General features: G+C 40.7%; 18 protein-coding genes. 9 read left to right on the top strand and 9 right to left on the bottom strand.

Features of this window, described 5'->3' with window-relative positions; genetic code table 11:
- Positions 1 to 67 precede the first annotated feature (67 nt).
- The 3 genes from J2X69_RS21665 to rocD all read right to left on the bottom strand — a co-directional run bounded on the left by J2X69_RS21665 (position 68) and on the right by rocD (position 3536).
- Complete coding sequence (locus tag J2X69_RS21665) at positions 68 to 1273, bottom strand: porin (protein WP_310108049.1); 1206 nt, start codon at positions 1271 to 1273, stop codon at positions 68 to 70.
- 242 nt (positions 1274 to 1515) lie between these two features.
- Positions 1516 to 2169, bottom strand: coding sequence for an HAD family phosphatase (locus J2X69_RS21660; protein WP_310108047.1), 654 nt, complete (start codon positions 2167 to 2169; stop codon positions 1516 to 1518).
- Between the two features lie 131 nt (positions 2170 to 2300).
- Positions 2301 to 3536: an ornithine--oxo-acid transaminase gene (gene rocD / locus J2X69_RS21655; RefSeq protein ID WP_310108045.1), complete on the bottom strand. Its 1236-nt coding sequence runs from the start codon at positions 3534 to 3536 to the stop codon at positions 2301 to 2303.
- Between rocD and J2X69_RS21650 the strand changes: the two genes are divergently transcribed.
- The 8 genes from J2X69_RS21650 to J2X69_RS21615 all read left to right on the top strand — a co-directional run bounded on the left by J2X69_RS21650 (position 3535) and on the right by J2X69_RS21615 (position 7295).
- Positions 3535 to 3771: a DUF5522 domain-containing protein gene (locus tag J2X69_RS21650; protein WP_310108043.1), complete on the top strand. Its 237-nt coding sequence runs from the start codon at positions 3535 to 3537 to the stop codon at positions 3769 to 3771. The genes rocD and J2X69_RS21650 overlap by 2 nt on opposite strands.
- Positions 3772 to 3873: 102 nt before the next feature.
- Complete coding sequence (gene rpmB / locus J2X69_RS21645; RefSeq protein ID WP_192351650.1) at positions 3874 to 4116, top strand: 50S ribosomal protein L28; 243 nt, start codon at positions 3874 to 3876, stop codon at positions 4114 to 4116.
- 31 nt (positions 4117 to 4147) lie between these two features.
- Complete coding sequence (gene rpmG, locus J2X69_RS21640; protein WP_057939355.1) at positions 4148 to 4330, top strand: 50S ribosomal protein L33; 183 nt, start codon at positions 4148 to 4150, stop codon at positions 4328 to 4330.
- Between the two features lie 37 nt (positions 4331 to 4367).
- The gene (locus J2X69_RS21635; protein WP_310108035.1) at positions 4368 to 4520 is read left to right on the top strand and encodes a DUF4295 domain-containing protein; all 153 of its coding nucleotides are present in this window, start codon (positions 4368 to 4370) and stop codon (positions 4518 to 4520) included.
- Positions 4521 to 4611: 91 nt separating this feature from the next.
- Entirely contained in the window at positions 4612 to 5568 is a 957-nt protein-coding gene (ftsY, locus tag J2X69_RS21630) for a signal recognition particle-docking protein FtsY (RefSeq protein WP_310108033.1), read from the top strand.
- A 283-nt stretch (positions 5569 to 5851) separates the two neighbouring features.
- Entirely contained in the window at positions 5852 to 6691 is an 840-nt protein-coding gene (locus J2X69_RS21625) for an SPFH domain-containing protein (protein ID WP_310108031.1), read from the top strand.
- 2 nt (positions 6692 to 6693) lie between these two features.
- Complete coding sequence (locus J2X69_RS21620) at positions 6694 to 6867, top strand: Arc family DNA-binding protein (protein WP_310108029.1); 174 nt, start codon at positions 6694 to 6696, stop codon at positions 6865 to 6867.
- 83 nt (positions 6868 to 6950) lie between these two features.
- Positions 6951 to 7295, top strand: a complete 345-nt coding sequence (locus tag J2X69_RS21615; RefSeq protein ID WP_310108027.1) for a hypothetical protein — start codon at positions 6951 to 6953, stop codon at positions 7293 to 7295.
- A gap of 41 nt (positions 7296 to 7336) precedes the next feature.
- Here the strand turns inward: J2X69_RS21615 and J2X69_RS21610 are convergent, their stop codons facing one another.
- Complete coding sequence (locus tag J2X69_RS21610; RefSeq protein ID WP_310108025.1) at positions 7337 to 8830, bottom strand: TolC family protein; 1494 nt, start codon at positions 8828 to 8830, stop codon at positions 7337 to 7339.
- 183 nt (positions 8831 to 9013) lie between these two features.
- Here J2X69_RS21610 and J2X69_RS21605 point away from each other — a divergent pair, with 183 nt between their 5' ends.
- Complete coding sequence (locus J2X69_RS21605; RefSeq protein ID WP_310108024.1) at positions 9014 to 9778, top strand: class I SAM-dependent methyltransferase; 765 nt, start codon at positions 9014 to 9016, stop codon at positions 9776 to 9778.
- Here the strand turns inward: J2X69_RS21605 and J2X69_RS21600 are convergent.
- The 5 genes from J2X69_RS21600 to J2X69_RS21580 are packed head-to-tail and all read right to left on the bottom strand — an operon-like array spanning position 9775 to position 14008.
- Positions 9775 to 10737 carry a glycosyltransferase gene (locus J2X69_RS21600; protein ID WP_310108022.1) on the bottom strand — a complete coding sequence of 321 codons (963 nt, stop codon included), beginning with the start codon at positions 10735 to 10737 and terminating at the stop codon, positions 9775 to 9777. The two genes, J2X69_RS21605 and J2X69_RS21600, sit on opposite strands and share 4 nt — an antisense overlap.
- The gene (locus J2X69_RS21595; protein WP_310108019.1) at positions 10737 to 11699 is read right to left on the bottom strand and encodes a glycosyltransferase family 2 protein; all 963 of its coding nucleotides are present in this window, start codon (positions 11697 to 11699) and stop codon (positions 10737 to 10739) included. Before J2X69_RS21595 ends, J2X69_RS21600 begins: the two co-directional genes overlap by 1 nt.
- A gap of 3 nt (positions 11700 to 11702) precedes the next feature.
- Positions 11703 to 12251: a DUF4199 domain-containing protein gene (locus tag J2X69_RS21590; RefSeq protein WP_310108017.1), complete on the bottom strand. Its 549-nt coding sequence runs from the start codon at positions 12249 to 12251 to the stop codon at positions 11703 to 11705.
- A gap of 7 nt (positions 12252 to 12258) precedes the next feature.
- A complete protein-coding gene (locus tag J2X69_RS21585) occupies positions 12259 to 12771 on the bottom strand; it encodes a DUF4199 domain-containing protein (RefSeq protein ID WP_310108015.1) in 513 nt (170 codons plus the stop codon).
- Positions 12764 to 14008, bottom strand: a complete 1245-nt coding sequence (locus J2X69_RS21580) for a dihydroorotase (RefSeq protein ID WP_310108013.1) — start codon at positions 14006 to 14008, stop codon at positions 12764 to 12766. The genes J2X69_RS21585 and J2X69_RS21580 overlap by 8 nt, the downstream gene beginning before the upstream one ends.
- Positions 14009 to 14258: the final 250 nt, after the last annotated feature.

The following is a 14258-nucleotide window of genomic DNA, read 5'->3' as shown; positions in this document are numbered from 1 at the left end:
TTATCCTTTAAGTTAAAAAACAAAAAACACCTCCATAGCCAATCGTCTCCTCACTGATTTAGTAAGATCAGAAATTCACCTGAGCTTGAATCCTAAGTAAACTACCCCGCTCTCTATTTAATGGATCAAGTGAATTCCGAGCAGACCGATCCGAAATCGTATACATAGTCACCAGTTCCAGTGCTTTGTGAAATTGCCATTCAATCCCAATCTCAAGTTCATTTACCCTATGTCGGGTGGCATCCAGCTCAAACTTTTTTCCCCCTGAATAAAAATGGTATCTCGTAAATGGAATAATTGCCCCCATGCCCGTTTTTTTCATATAGGACGCCAGCACATATCCTCCTTTTAGCGGAGCTTCTTCTACATCATTTGTCTCAGGGTTATATTGCGGACCTCTCCCCCAATTAAACTCTGCCTGTAGCCCGAATGGCTGAGGATAAATGACCAAAGTCGGCCCGAATCTAAACTCAGGAAACTCAATTTGATCAAAATCTGTCAGTGGATTTCGATTGATCACAAACTTTCCCGCATATCCCTGCAAGGATGCTTCGACAAACTGGTCTGAAGTCAATTTCATGGGATAACTAACTCGTGTGACCGCATGGAAATTTCTATTCTGCTCTGGCAGATTCGCTGTTTGTCCGTTGTAAATCCCCACACCAAACACCCCATAATCCCCCGAACCCTTCAGTCCTGAAGAAACCAGATAGCTAAATCTCTCCCGAATCTCTGTGGGCGCATAATACAAGAACACTCCAAGATCCCGCTCATTCAATACAGCCGAGTTCAATCCGTCATTTCTATCCAAAGGAATACGGTTTTGACTTGATTGCAGGTTTTCAAATCCAAAAGGAACTTTTGACTGCCCAATCCTCAACCTAAATTCTTGCTTCGCATCTATCCCCAGATCGAAATAAGCGTCACGGATTTGTGCAAAATTTTGACCTCCGGAAGCAAAATCAGGCTGTATGTACATATACACACGCTCATGGATTTGACCGGAGAATATCATTCGGATCCGCCGAAGGAAAAAACCTCCGGTACCCCAAGACTTGTCGCATTGAGAGCATCCCAAATTTGGATTGGACTCAAAAAGACCATTGTATCTCATTTGGGCATAACCTCTCAATTGGATACGGTCATACCATTCAGCCCGAGTTGATGGCTCAGATGTTTTAGTCAGCAGCGAATCCCCTTCAGCGCCCCTTGCAAAAGCACTTAGTGAGATCATTGTCAAAACGACAACTGCTGCAGCGAAGTGGATTCGCATACAGGAAGATTTTTTAAATTAGTAATTGTACAGCACGACAAAGGTCGAACATCAACATTTACTCAAAGTGACTCCAAAGTTATTTATCAGTTATTTAAACTAATTTTCCAATTAAAAAATTAGCAATAAATCCATCTAAAAGTGCGTAACAATAGCCGTTGAGGCACATTAGTACATTAAGCTAATGTTACGCGATTTTTGAATGTTAAAAAATCTTGAAATTAGTATTAAGCAGATTTAGCCTATTCTAGCAGAGACAGTAGGTTCTCTACTTCTAAATTTTCATAATTCTCTATATATAAATCACAAGGAGGAAGTTCTTCGACAGTATGGGAAGAAAGCACCCCAACGACTTTCATCTTTGCATTCTTCGCTGCGGATACCCCTGAAAAGGAATCCTCAAAAACCACACATTGGCTTGGATCCAGAGAAAGATTGGCAGCAGTTTTCAAATATACTTCAGGATCAGGCTTATGTTTGGCTACTTGCTCACTGGCTAAAGCCGATTCTAGATGGGGAAATAGATTCAGTTTGCCCGCAATGAGTTCCAAATTGGCGAAAGGAGCAGAAGTTGCTACGCCGGTTTTTAAACCTGCTTGCTTCAGTGCATAAAAAAAGTCCAAGAATCCGGAAATTGGGACCACTTGCTCTTGGTAGATTTCACGAAAAAGGCTTTCCTTTTCAAATTCCAACTCAAGAAGCTCCTCCCCTTCAATTTTCCTCCCCAGAAAATGGCTCAGGATATATCCATTATTTTTCCCATACATGTGCTCGGCATACTCAGCCTCGGTGGGATTAAGATTCCGCTTTGCGAAAAATCGCTGGAAAGCAATGGAATGAAATGGATTGGTATGGCAAATCACCCCATCCATATCAAAAATGACGGCTTTTAACATGTGTTGGTTCAGTTTAATTTAAAGTTGCAAAACTAAGCATATGACACTAAAAAACCCCTTCCCTATCTCAAAAACACAGGAGGGGCAAATCGAAAGTCATTAAGTCAATCAATCTTTAAACCAAGAATATCTTACCCTTTAAAGTTCAATATAGTAGATTCGATTATATCACAGCACTCATGAATCTGTTCTTCAGTCATCACCAATGGCGGAGCAAATCGGATAATATTACCGTGGGTGGGCTTGGCCAACAAGCCATTGTCTTTCAAAGCAATACAAATATCCCAGGCAGTGCTACTTTCTTCCGAGTCATTGATCACTACGGCATTGAGAAGACCTTTGCCTCTGACTAACTTCACTAGATCTGATTTCTCAACCAGTTTCTGCATTCTCAACCGAAATACATTGCCTAGCTTCTCGGCATTTTCGGCCAGTTTTTCATCTTTCACCACTTCCAGAGCCGTCATTGCGATCCGTGCACCCAGTGGGTTCCCTCCAAAAGTAGACCCATGCTGTCCCGGCTTGATGACATTCATCACGGCGTCGTCAGCCAACACAAGAGAAACAGGATAAAACCCACCTGAAACAGCTTTCCCCAAAATCAGGATATCAGGTCTAACGTTTTCATGGTCTACTGCAAGCAATTTTCCCGTGCGGGCTATTCCCGTCTGAATCTCATCAGCGATAAAAAGAACATTTTTGGCTTCACACGCAGCTTTTGCCTCCTTTAGATAATTTTCTCCCGGCACATACACGCCCGCCTCGCCCTGAATAGGCTCCACCAAAAATGCAACCACATCCGGATCATCCAAAACTGCTTTAAGCGCATAAATATCATCGTAAGGTATCTTTACAAACCCAGCAGTATAAGGTCCGAAATTCTTTCGTGCATTTTCATCGTTGGAAAAAGAGATGATTGTCGTCGTTCTACCATGGAAGTTATTTTCTGCCACGACAATCTTAGCCTTATTCTCATTTATACCTTTTTTTTCATATCCCCATTTTCTTGCTATTTTAATAGCTGTCTCCACTGCCTCGGCTCCGGTATTCATGGGAAGCACTTTATCAAAACCAAAATAATCGGAGATGTACTTCTCGAATGGACCCAGCACATCATTGTAAAATGCGCGGGATGTAAGAGTAAGGGTGCCGGCTTGCTCAATAAGCACATCCTTGATTCGGGGATGACAATGCCCCTGATTAACCGCTGAGTAGGCAGACAAAAAGTCATAATAACGCTTTCCTTCCACATCCCACAGAAAAACACCCTCCCCCTTAGCCAGCACGACCGGCAATGGATGATAATTATGGGCACCGTACTTATCTTCTAAGGCTATTGCTTGTTTGCTTGAACTAATAGTCTGCATGTTTTTCGTAATTTTGTGTACTATACTAATAAGGAGTCATCCAAGGCCAAATATAGCAATTGCCTTTACCCTAACCATGAAAGATCCCAAGAAGCCCCTCCCAACCCCAGCATTAAGTGCGGAAGACTTTTATTTCAATGCTCAGGGACTGATGGTTTTCACCAAAAAATACCACCTAAAACGGGGCTATTGCTGTGGAAGTGGCTGCAAACACTGCCCCTATCCAAAAGCCTGAGGTAAAAGGAAATATTTTTGAAACGCATTGTTGCAAATCCCCGAAAAGTTCCGATATTTGCAGACTCATTACAGAAACGGATACAATTTACTATACATTACCATGGCAAAAGTTTGTGACATTACCGGAAAAAGACCTCGAGTAGGTAACAACGTCTCCCATGCAAACAACAAAACTAAGCGTAGATTCTCCCCAAATCTTCACAAGAAGACGTTCTACGTTCCAGAAGAAGATGCATGGATCACTTTGAAAGTTTGTACTAAGGCATTGAAGACTATCAATAAGAAAGGTATCACTGCGGTTTTGAAAGAAGCTCAGGATAACGGGATGATTGTAATCAGATAATCAAGGTCACTACCCTTAAATCAATACAAAGATGGCTAAGAAAGGCAATAGAGTACAAGTGATTATGGAATGCACGGAGCACAAAGCTTCCGGTCTGCCAGGTACTTCAAGATATATCACTACCAAGAATAGAAAAAACACTACTGAAAGATTGGAATTGAAGAAATTCAACCCAATCATGAAGAAAGTAACTGTTCATAAAGAAATTAAGTAATCTAGCTCGGAAGCAATTCCGTTAAAACGACAAGACCATGGCTAAGAAAGTAGTAGCAACCCTTAAAAAAGAAGGTGGCGTGTCTTACGCCAAAGTAATCAAAGCGGTAAGATCTGAGAAGACCGGCGCTTATACCTTCAGAGAAGAAATGGTTCCTTCCCCGTTGGTACAGGATACCTTGAAAAAATAAGTTGCAAATCGCAACATAAGGCATTTTAGTCCCTCTGTCCATCGGTCAGCAGGGACTTTTTCGTTATATTCCACTTTTAAAACGCACAAGTATGGGAATCTTTGGTTTCTTTTCAAAAGACAAGAAAGAAAGTCTCGATCAAGGCCTTCAGAAATCAAGCGAAAACATTTTCACAAAACTCAGTAAAGCTGTAGTAGGCAAGTCCAAAGTGGACGACGAGGTTTTGGATGAATTGGAAGAAATTCTAATCACTTCGGATGTGGGTGTAGATACCACCATCAAAGTCATCAGAAGGATTGAAGAGCGGGTCGCTAGAGATAAATACGTCAACACCACCGAGCTTGACATTATTCTTAAAGAAGAAATCGAAAATCTTCTCAAGGAGAACAATTCTCAAGATCTACTGGATTTTGATCTTCCGGAAGGCAAAAAACCTTATGTAATCATGGTAGTAGGCGTGAACGGTGTGGGCAAAACTACCACTATCGGAAAACTTGCCAATCTATTCCATTCAGCAGGCAAATCTGTGATTTTAGGCGCCGCCGATACATTTAGAGCCGCAGCCGTAGACCAGTTGATTCTATGGGGTGAGCGCGTAGGTGTGCCCGTGGTTTCTCATGGAATGAATACAGATCCTGCTTCTGTGGCATTTGATGCAGTAAAGCAAGGAGTAGATTCTAATGCCGATGTGGTAATCATCGATACTGCAGGACGACTTCATACTAAAGTCAATCTGATGAACGAGCTGGGGAAAATCAAACGGGTGATGCAAAAATTTATCCCTGACGCACCTCACGAGATTCTACTTGTATTGGACGGTTCTACAGGACAAAATGCCTTTATTCAAGCTAAGGAATTTACAAAAGTCACAGAAATCACTTCTCTTGCCATCACCAAACTTGATGGAACTGCCAAAGGCGGTGTAGTAATAGGAATCTCTGATCAATTCAAAATCCCGGTGAAGTACATCGGAGTCGGAGAAAAGATGACCGACCTGCAAATTTTCAATCGAAAAGAATTTGTCGATTCACTCTTTAAGAAAAAATAATATAATTATCCGCAATGATGCCAGTAGCCTCATTTCCTTAGGTATAACGGCAGGAAGACCGATGACAGAAGATCCGCCACAGCGGACTGGCCGAAGTAGCCTCGGCGCTAGTGTTTTCTAAATCCTATAATGCTTTAGTCTCTTTGGCGGTAAACAAGTGGATAACCTGACCAATCTTAATCTGATGCTCCGACCACCCTCGGAGCATTTTTTTTTCATAAAACTGAACTCTATTTTACTTTTACCGTAATTCAATATGATATCATTTTAACATCATATTAACATGGAAAAAATAACTAAACCCGTTTCAGGATACGCAATGATCTTACTCATTATTGTCCTATTTATTTTTGCCCTCCTACTTAGCAGTCATCAAGGGCTGATTTTCATTAGTATTTTGGCCGCGGCAACTTTCCCGGGATTTTTCATAGTGGAACCAAACAAATCTATGGTTCTTCTCCTTTTTGGTGAATATAAAGGGAGTGTAAAAGCCAATGGCTTCTATTGGGTGATTCCGTTCATGACAAAAAAGAAAATATCACTGCGGGTACGAAATTTCGAAAACAAACCGGTAAAAGTTAATGACAAGATCGGCAATCCTGTAATGATTGGAACCATAGTTGTGTGGCAAGTAGAGGACACTTTCAAAGCTACGTTTGATGTAAACGACTATGAAAACTTTGTCCATTTACAATCTGATGCAGCTATTAGAAAGATGGCCGGACTCTATCCCTATGATAATTTTGAGGCAGAAGAAGCGGAAATCACCCTGAGATCCGGAGTCGAAGAAGTTAATCATTCCTTGGAAAAAGAAATCAGTGAGCGACTCCATCATGCCGGAATCAAGGTGATTGAAGCCAGAATATCCCATCTCGCCTATTCCTCAGAAATCGCCTCTGCCATGCTCCAAAGGCAACAGGCCACCGCAATAGTAGCTGCCAGACAAAAAATAGTGGAAGGGGCTGTGGGAATGGTAGAAATGGCATTGGCAGATCTTAAACTCAAGGAAATTGTAGATTTTGACAATGAGAAAAAAGCAGTAATGGTTTCTAATCTAATGGTAGTACTCTGCTCTGACAAAAGCGCGAGCCCTGTACTCAATGTAGGAACATTAAATCAGTAATAATGCCAAAGAAGAAAGCATTTGCACTACGGTTGGACGAGAATATGATGAAAGCGCTCGAAAAATGGGCCGCAGACGAGTTCCGTAGTACCAATGGCCAACTAGAATGGATCATCAGAGAATCGCTTAAAAAAGCGGGAAGATTACCAAAAGGAGGCACCCATGATTCTGATTAAGAAGAAACATAGAACTAGACAAATCTTGTGTATATTTATTGGCAAACGTATATTATATAATAGTTGACCAAATTATCGAAATCATGAAAAAACTGATCTGTATACTCTTTCTACTAGGCGGGTTAACCTACCTGTCTTCAGCTAACGCTATAGCGCAGGAAATAAGCACTACCGCAGTGGATGCTAAAACCAAAGAAAAGGTAGAAAAGTCAATTGCAAGCCTTGAAAAACACAAAGTACAACACGAAAAAGCGATTAAAAAACGTCAAGATCTTAGAACTAATTTTGAAAAGAAGAATTCCGCAGGCAAACTCTCCCCCAATGACGTACAGAAAATCACCAAGTCTATGGAGAAGCAGTCAAAGTCAATAGGAAAACTGGAGAAAAAAATGAAAAAATTAGAAGATTACATCAACGCAAATTCCTGATCTTTTTTTGAGAAAGTGTCCGAATTGACACTATCCCGAATTCAATCTTTCTCAGGCACATAGAGTAGCTCTTCATTCTCAAAATCATATAAAGTGAGTGCTCTCAACTCATAATAGGCCACCCAAAAATCCCGCAAGGAAGTGTAAAAGTCTCTTTTATTGGAGTCTTTTTCATTTTGGGCAATATTTAGGTTTGTAATAGACACATTACCTGTTTGATATCTTTTTAGGGCAATTTCATAACGTCGTTGGGCTACATCATCTGACACTCTGGTTACGTTCAACCGTTCCTTTATCATCATGAAGTTTTTCACTTTGGTAAATATCTGTTGTTCGAAATTAATCAACTCTTGTGCAACAGTATTTTCCACCAACTCCTGGTTGGCCATTGCCATAGACATTCTTGCCTTGTTCCTTCCCCAATCCAAAATAGGAACCGAAAGCCCTACACTCACCAAAGCCTGAGTATTTGGGTTCTGATAGATATCAGGGAAATTAAAAGCGGCATTATTGTATCCATACCTAGCATTAAGCAATACCTGAAAACGCTGTCCTCTAGCCATCGCAACCTCTGAGGCAGCCTGTGTTCTTTGCCTATCATAACCAATCGCTTCAGCTCTGTTTTGGAAAGCAAGCTCAATTGCCCGATCAACATCCACCTCAAAAATCGGGATATTCTCAGGGGAGATAAGGTTCAACTTGGAAGATTGATTCAATCCAATGAATGAATTCATCGTAAATGCTGCGCTTTCTAGAGATAGTTGCGCCTCTGCCATAGCCTGCTGTGCATTTAATACCTGCAGTTCTATTTGCAAAAGTTCATCCTCCGGCGTCACTCCCATCGCGTTTCTTCGTTTTTCGATGGCGAAAATATCATTTGTATTCTTGAGATTGGTAGCTGCAATTTCAGAATTCACCTGAGCGATTAAATACTCAAAATACAACCCGGTAACATATATAGACACCTTCTCCATCTCTTCAACATATTCACGCTTACTTTCTTCATACAACAGCGGCTCTATTCTTTTATCCCATTTAAATCGGTTATATGCAAAAATAGGCTGTTGCAAGGCCACATTTACAGGTACTCCCGAATATCTGGTCTGAGGTTCACCCGGATTCGAAAGAAAATTATCAAATCGATTGGTAGATGTGTTGACAGAAACAGTTCCACCAGTAACACCAATTACCTGTTCCAATCCCAATCCCAAATCCATCACGTTTTGATTCACCTGAATAGGCACTATAGAACCATCGGGCTGCGTTACATTGTTAAATTCCTGAGAATACTGTGGAATTGTTCCTGTCAGTCTTAATTGTGGATTATAATTTGATTTGAATAGTCTGTACTGCCAATAGTTGTTTTCTCTTCTGTTTTTCGCCCGAAGGGCCTCGGGAGAATTATCCTTTGCATGCTGTACCAGGTCCTTTAGGGTGAACGTCTGGGTATCCTGGGCTTTGGCTAAATTGAAATCTGCACCAAGAGCAAATAATATAAATAAGCACTTGATAAAAAGTAATCTGTCAATTTTCATACGGGCATTTTCTTAAATTGAAAAAAAGCTATCTATTCACATCAACTAAAATACTGATTGATTCTCCACAAACAAGGGACTTATTGCATTTGAAATCCTAAAAAATCTAAAAAGGCAAAACCTTCATTTATGTTACGCTCCTTTTGACCCTTTGCGTAACTTGCGGCCTGATCAAAGTCCATCATGAAGTCCATTATCAGTTTCGTTATACGATACGTCCCTAGACCATTATTGCAGCGGGTAAGTCCTTTAGTCATGCAAGTTTTTGCGAAGATGAATTCAGGTAATGCTGTCACCTGTCCGGTCTGTGAGCACAGTTATAAAAAATTCCTGCCCTATGGACGGATTGCAAGAGCGAATGCACTTTGTCCAAACTGCTTATCTCTTGAGCGTCATCGGCTGATGTGGCTTTACCTTAAAGAAAAAACGAACTTTTTCTCAGCTCCACTCCGGGTGCTCCATGTAGCTCCGGAGCATTGTTTTATCGGGAGGTTTGCAGGTCTGGGAAACTTAGATTATATCACCGCCGATATAGAATCCCCACTGGCTAAAGTCAAAATGGATGTTCACGATATTCCATTTCCCGACAACAGCTTCGATGTAGTCTTTTGCAATCATGTGCTAGAACATGTAGAAGATGATTTAAAAGCTTGTGCTGAGTTCAACCGTGTTTTGAAGCCCAGTGGATGGGGCATATTACAATCACCGGTCTATCCTATCGATAGCACCTTAGAAGATAAAAGCATAACTGATCCTGCAGAGCGGGAGCGTATATTTGGACAGAGAGATCATGTGCGGAAGTTTGGAAAAGACTATGCAGAACGCCTTAGGAAATCAGGACTTCAAATTGAGGAAAATTTGTTTGTAAAAGAGATCTCTCCCGAACTGATAACGCAAAATGCTCTTCCCCCGGAAGAAGTTATTTTTGTATGTAGAAAAGGGAACTAACCTTTTACTAACTTATTCCAGAGCTCATAAGGCAGCCCAAGCCCATAAGACCAGAGTTGCAAAATTGAAGTCACATAACTCAATAGACCTACTTTTACAGAGCGATTATGAAAGGTGGATGAAAGGATCACGCCGACGCTCCAAATTAGGAATATGTATAAATTGAGATAGAAGAACGGTTTATATACAAAATAGAAAAGGGGAATAGAAAGACTAAACAGCAAAAATGCCGTCGGTAACCAGTGAACAAGGGCAATAGCTCCGGGTTGAAATCTAGAAACATTCACCCGATTTCGACCAAATGAAAAAGCCTGATTGGCAAATGATATGAGCGTGTTTTTGCGCTTATGATATACATAAGCTTCCTGTACCAGCTCCAGTTTGAATCCGGACTTCTTTATCCTTATACTCCACTCTATATCTTCTCCCCGATTTGGATCTGCAAATCCTCCGATCTCTTCAAAGACTTTTCGGGAAACTCCCATATTGAATCCACGGGCTTGATACTTGGAAGGGTTTTTCATTTTACCACGTATCCCCCCCGTGGTCCAGCCCGATGTCATTGCAAAATCCATTGCTTTTTGCAAAGCTGAAAAATCATCCTTCGCAGCATCCGGCCCTCCAAAAGCATCAAGACCTCTATCCTGAATGGCATTCGAAAGCTTTTCTAAATAATCGGAGGGCAAAATCACATCAGAGTCAAGAATAACAAAAAAATCACCGGAGGCAATTTTCATCCCATTGTTTCTGGCAAATCCTTGCCCTGTATTGGACTGAGCCAGATAATGGATACTCAGCTTTGTATCAAAATCATTGACAACATTTTTCGAATCCTGCGTGGAGCCATCCTCAATCACGATTACCTCAAAATCCGCGAAAGTCTGCTCTGTAAGACTAAGTACTAATTCGCGTAACTCTTCGGGACGATTGTAGACCGGTATGATTACCGAGAACTTCATCAAAAGTCGAAGTTTATCTCCTCGTCAATTTTATATTCCGTTTCCTTGGATTGATTGGAAGTCATCAACTCCGCAATGAATCCTGTCACAAAGAGCTGGACTCCTATAATCAAAGCAACTAATGCTAAAAAGAATAGGGGTTGGTCGGTTATTTCCCTGACTTTATACCCTTTGCTTAATCCATAGACTTTTTCAAAGATCAACCAACAGGTAATTATAAATCCTGCCAGAAAAGAAAAACTACCCAGGAAACCAAAAAAATGCATGGGCTTCTTTTTATATCGATGCACAAAAGAGACAGAAATCAAATCCAGAAAACCATTTAAAAAACGTTCTATCCCAAACTTGGAATATCCGTATTTTCTGGACTGATGTTGCACCACTTTTTCTCCAATTTTGCTAAATCCATTCCACTTGGCAAGTAATGGAATGTATCTATGCATTTCTCCATAGATCTGAATATTCTTGACAACCTTAAGACGGTATGCCTTCAATCCACAATTGAAATCATGGAGTTTGATTCCGGAGATCCATCTGGTCACTCCATTAAAAAACCGGGAAGGAATAGTTTTTCCCAGTGGGTCATGGCGCTCCTTCTTCCAGCCAGACACCACATCAAACTTCCCCTCCATAATCAACACATAAAGACCCGGGATCTCGTTCGGGCTATCTTGCAGATCAGCATCCATGGTAATCACTACATCGCCACATGCTTTCTTAAACCCCGCATCCAGCGCAGCTGATTTGCCGTAGTTTCTGGTGAAGTTAATTCCCTTCACTTCATTATATCTATGGGAAAGTGAATAAATGATCCCCCAAGAATCATCTGTACTGCCGTCATTTATAAAAATCAATTCATAAGAAAAGCCGTGATCATGCATGACACGGCTAATCCATAGAGTTAATTCAGGCAGTGACTCTTCCTCGTTATATACAGGAACTACAACTGAAATCTGAGGCATAATTTAATAATCGAGAGACTTGTCTCTTTTCTTTAGGATTGCTCCCAAAATTAAGGCAACTATTGCATAAAAAATCAATATAAAGCCTAAACCTTTCAATTGTCCTATAATAGTATAACTATCCAAGGTCGCTTTTCGCATTTCTTCTAACTGCTCAGGAGGTAAGGAATCTGCAGAAGCTCCAAATTTCTCCATTGTATCCAAAGCAGTTTGGAAAGTTATATCCGCAAGTACTTGTGGAAGTGAAGGATCCACTACTAGCAAAAGAAGGATCATACCGATAGTCCCAATCAAGGCGGAGATAACCAAAGAAATAAAACTAAAATTAAAGGCTGTACCAAATGTCATAAAGCCCCCCTGTTCATTTCGATATTGGGAACCAAAATAGATGACTAATGCCGCTGAAATAACCAAAGACACGAAGCCAAACCAGCCCGATGCCAGTAAAGAAGAATTTACAAAATAAGCCAAAAAGATAATAGCCAATGACACCAAACCAATTGTCAATCCTGGTTTAATTGCTGCTTGAAAAGGAGATTGTTGTACTTCCATAAGTTCGTTAGTTAGGATTTTTCCTTAAAATAATAGATATAATAATAGTAAAAAACAGTCCGGGAATGATTTTCCACAGCGCATCATTTAAAGCTATATCAAACGGCACCATATTTCTAATGCTTTCCAAGGTCAAATCAAATGAACTTTCACCTACCTGAGTGATTATGGATTCCTTGCTACTTTCCAATACTGCAAGCTTTGAGTCTTTCACCTGATCAAATAGATTCGGGTGTATTAACAGTACTATCCATATCCCTCCCAAGGAAATAGTTGCTTCCAACATATACGCCACAAAACCCACAGACATGCCCTCCGCAAAAGACAAATAGCCGTCATTACTATACTCTTTGAAGAACTTAATAGCCAAAAATATGGCAATAGGAGTAATAATATAGCCAAAAATCAGTGTTAAGTTGGTAGGATCCGGATACAGGAATGACAATGTGATAAAAGCAAGGATACTCAAAGCACCCGCAAAACCTCCAAACCTGTATGATGAACTAAAGTACTTATACATCCACTTCTATTAGCTGACCTTTTTGAATCACGTATTTCACCTTTCCTTTTAGACTTTTCCCAAACCAAGGTGAATTGGATGAAAGTGATTTGTTTGATTTCTCATCATAAGTCCATTCGGCTTCAGGGTCAAAAATGGTCCATGAGTCAGTAAGTTTATGAGGCAGTACTGCTTTGGGACCTGTAGTTATTTTATCCAATAAAAGATCCCATCCCAATTCTTTCTCCAATAGTACAAGTGCAGGAAGGAATGTTTGTAAACCTACCATTCCAAAATTAGCAAGGTCAAATTCCATAAATTTCGAATCTCTATCTTCAGGCTGATGGTTACTGACCAGTGCGTCTATTGTACCATCTTTGATTCCTTCGATCAGAGCCATCCTGTCAGTATTTCCCCTGAATGGTGGCAATACCTTAAGGTTTGCATCAAAATCCATCAAATCCGAATCAGTAAACAATAATTGATAGATGGAAACATCAGCAGTTACCTTTAGCCCTTCTGCTTTCGCATCCCTTATAAGCCTAACCCCCTTAGCCGTGTTAATAGTTTGAAAATGAACCCGTCCTCCTGTATAGCGAATAATTTCAAGGTTTCTCTGGATAGCAATATCCTCAGCAAGGTTTGGCATGCCTTTCACCCCGAGCATTGTAGAATTCTCCCCTTCATGCATATGTCCGAAGATCGCTAACAATGGATCATAAGCATGATCGAAAAGCACTCCATCAAACTTCTGGAGATACTGAAGTACCTTCAAGTATCGATCACCATTTGCTAAAGTTTTCGTTCCTTCTCCAAAGACAGAAACTCCTGATTGATGATGCATGTCAAGAATTTCAGTAAAGTTTTCTCCTCCGATATCCTTGGTCACAGCTCCTTGGATCAAAAATTCCGGAGAATATTTTTTTGCCCGGTTCAGCACAAAATCAACGTCTCCTTTGGACTGAATGACAGGATCGGTATTTGGAAGTATGACAGCAGTCGAAAAACCACTCACAACTAAAGATTCAGCAAGGCTTTCTATAGATTCCTTGTACTCAAGTCCAGGCTCTCCCATCCCGCATCGGAGATCAACCCACCCAGGCGAGATACGCCAGCCTGTAGCATCGATTTCCCTATCATACTGTAGAGTGCTGCTAGAAGTTATAGGTGTAAGCTCTCCTTTTTCAAAAACATAATCCTGTAATTCCTCTACCCCATTAGGATGGATAATACAGAGACTTTTAAATAGAACGGACATTCAAATTTAATTTGATGCAAAGCTGCAATAATATTCCAAAAATGAAAAATAGAATCAAAAATACTATGTCAAAAGTAAGTGTTCCTGAAATCAAAACTTCCAAGCGACTACTTGTTCAAAATTGTTCTATCCCACAAAACGCAAAAAGACCCGGTGGAATTAACCAACGGGTCTGAATAAATGAGGCGGCGACCTACTCTCCCGGGTGTAACCCCAGTACCATCGGCGCTGCAGGGCTTAACTTCTCTGT

Source organism: Algoriphagus sp. 4150, assembly GCF_031457395.1.
Taxonomy (GTDB): Bacteria; Bacteroidota; Bacteroidia; order Cytophagales; family Cyclobacteriaceae; genus Algoriphagus.
Note: the sequence above shows the minus strand (reverse complement) of the source record. Positions and strands in the feature narration are given on the sequence as shown.

What these genes read in the sequence shown, in the direction of transcription:
- J2X69_RS21665 (WP_310108049.1), bottom strand. Translation starts at nt 1,273, where the DNA reads ATGCGAATCCACTTCGCTGCAGCAGTTGTCGTTTTGACAATGATCTCA.
- J2X69_RS21660 (WP_310108047.1), bottom strand. Translation starts at nt 2,169, where the DNA reads ATGTTAAAAGCCGTCATTTTTGATATGGATGGGGTGATTTGCCATACC.
- J2X69_RS21650 (WP_310108043.1), top strand. Translation starts at nt 3,535, where the DNA reads ATGTTTTTCGTAATTTTGTGTACTATACTAATAAGGAGTCATCCAAGG.
- rocD (WP_310108045.1), bottom strand. Translation starts at nt 3,536, where the DNA reads ATGCAGACTATTAGTTCAAGCAAACAAGCAATAGCCTTAGAAGATAAG.
- rpmB (WP_192351650.1), top strand. Translation starts at nt 3,874, where the DNA reads ATGGCAAAAGTTTGTGACATTACCGGAAAAAGACCTCGAGTAGGTAAC.
- rpmG (WP_057939355.1), top strand. Translation starts at nt 4,148, where the DNA reads ATGGCTAAGAAAGGCAATAGAGTACAAGTGATTATGGAATGCACGGAG.
- J2X69_RS21635 (WP_310108035.1), top strand. Translation starts at nt 4,368, where the DNA reads ATGGCTAAGAAAGTAGTAGCAACCCTTAAAAAAGAAGGTGGCGTGTCT.
- ftsY (WP_310108033.1), top strand. Translation starts at nt 4,612, where the DNA reads ATGGGAATCTTTGGTTTCTTTTCAAAAGACAAGAAAGAAAGTCTCGAT.
- J2X69_RS21625 (WP_310108031.1), top strand. Translation starts at nt 5,852, where the DNA reads ATGGAAAAAATAACTAAACCCGTTTCAGGATACGCAATGATCTTACTC.
- J2X69_RS21620 (WP_310108029.1), top strand. Translation starts at nt 6,694, where the DNA reads ATGCCAAAGAAGAAAGCATTTGCACTACGGTTGGACGAGAATATGATG.
- J2X69_RS21615 (WP_310108027.1), top strand. Translation starts at nt 6,951, where the DNA reads ATGAAAAAACTGATCTGTATACTCTTTCTACTAGGCGGGTTAACCTAC.
- J2X69_RS21610 (WP_310108025.1), bottom strand. Translation starts at nt 8,830, where the DNA reads ATGAAAATTGACAGATTACTTTTTATCAAGTGCTTATTTATATTATTT.
- J2X69_RS21605 (WP_310108024.1), top strand. Translation starts at nt 9,014, where the DNA reads ATGAAGTCCATTATCAGTTTCGTTATACGATACGTCCCTAGACCATTA.
- J2X69_RS21600 (WP_310108022.1), bottom strand. Translation starts at nt 10,737, where the DNA reads ATGAAGTTCTCGGTAATCATACCGGTCTACAATCGTCCCGAAGAGTTA.
- J2X69_RS21595 (WP_310108019.1), bottom strand. Translation starts at nt 11,699, where the DNA reads ATGCCTCAGATTTCAGTTGTAGTTCCTGTATATAACGAGGAAGAGTCA.
- J2X69_RS21590 (WP_310108017.1), bottom strand. Translation starts at nt 12,251, where the DNA reads ATGGAAGTACAACAATCTCCTTTTCAAGCAGCAATTAAACCAGGATTG.
- J2X69_RS21585 (WP_310108015.1), bottom strand. Translation starts at nt 12,771, where the DNA reads ATGTATAAGTACTTTAGTTCATCATACAGGTTTGGAGGTTTTGCGGGT.
- J2X69_RS21580 (WP_310108013.1), bottom strand. Translation starts at nt 14,008, where the DNA reads ATGTCCGTTCTATTTAAAAGTCTCTGTATTATCCATCCTAATGGGGTA.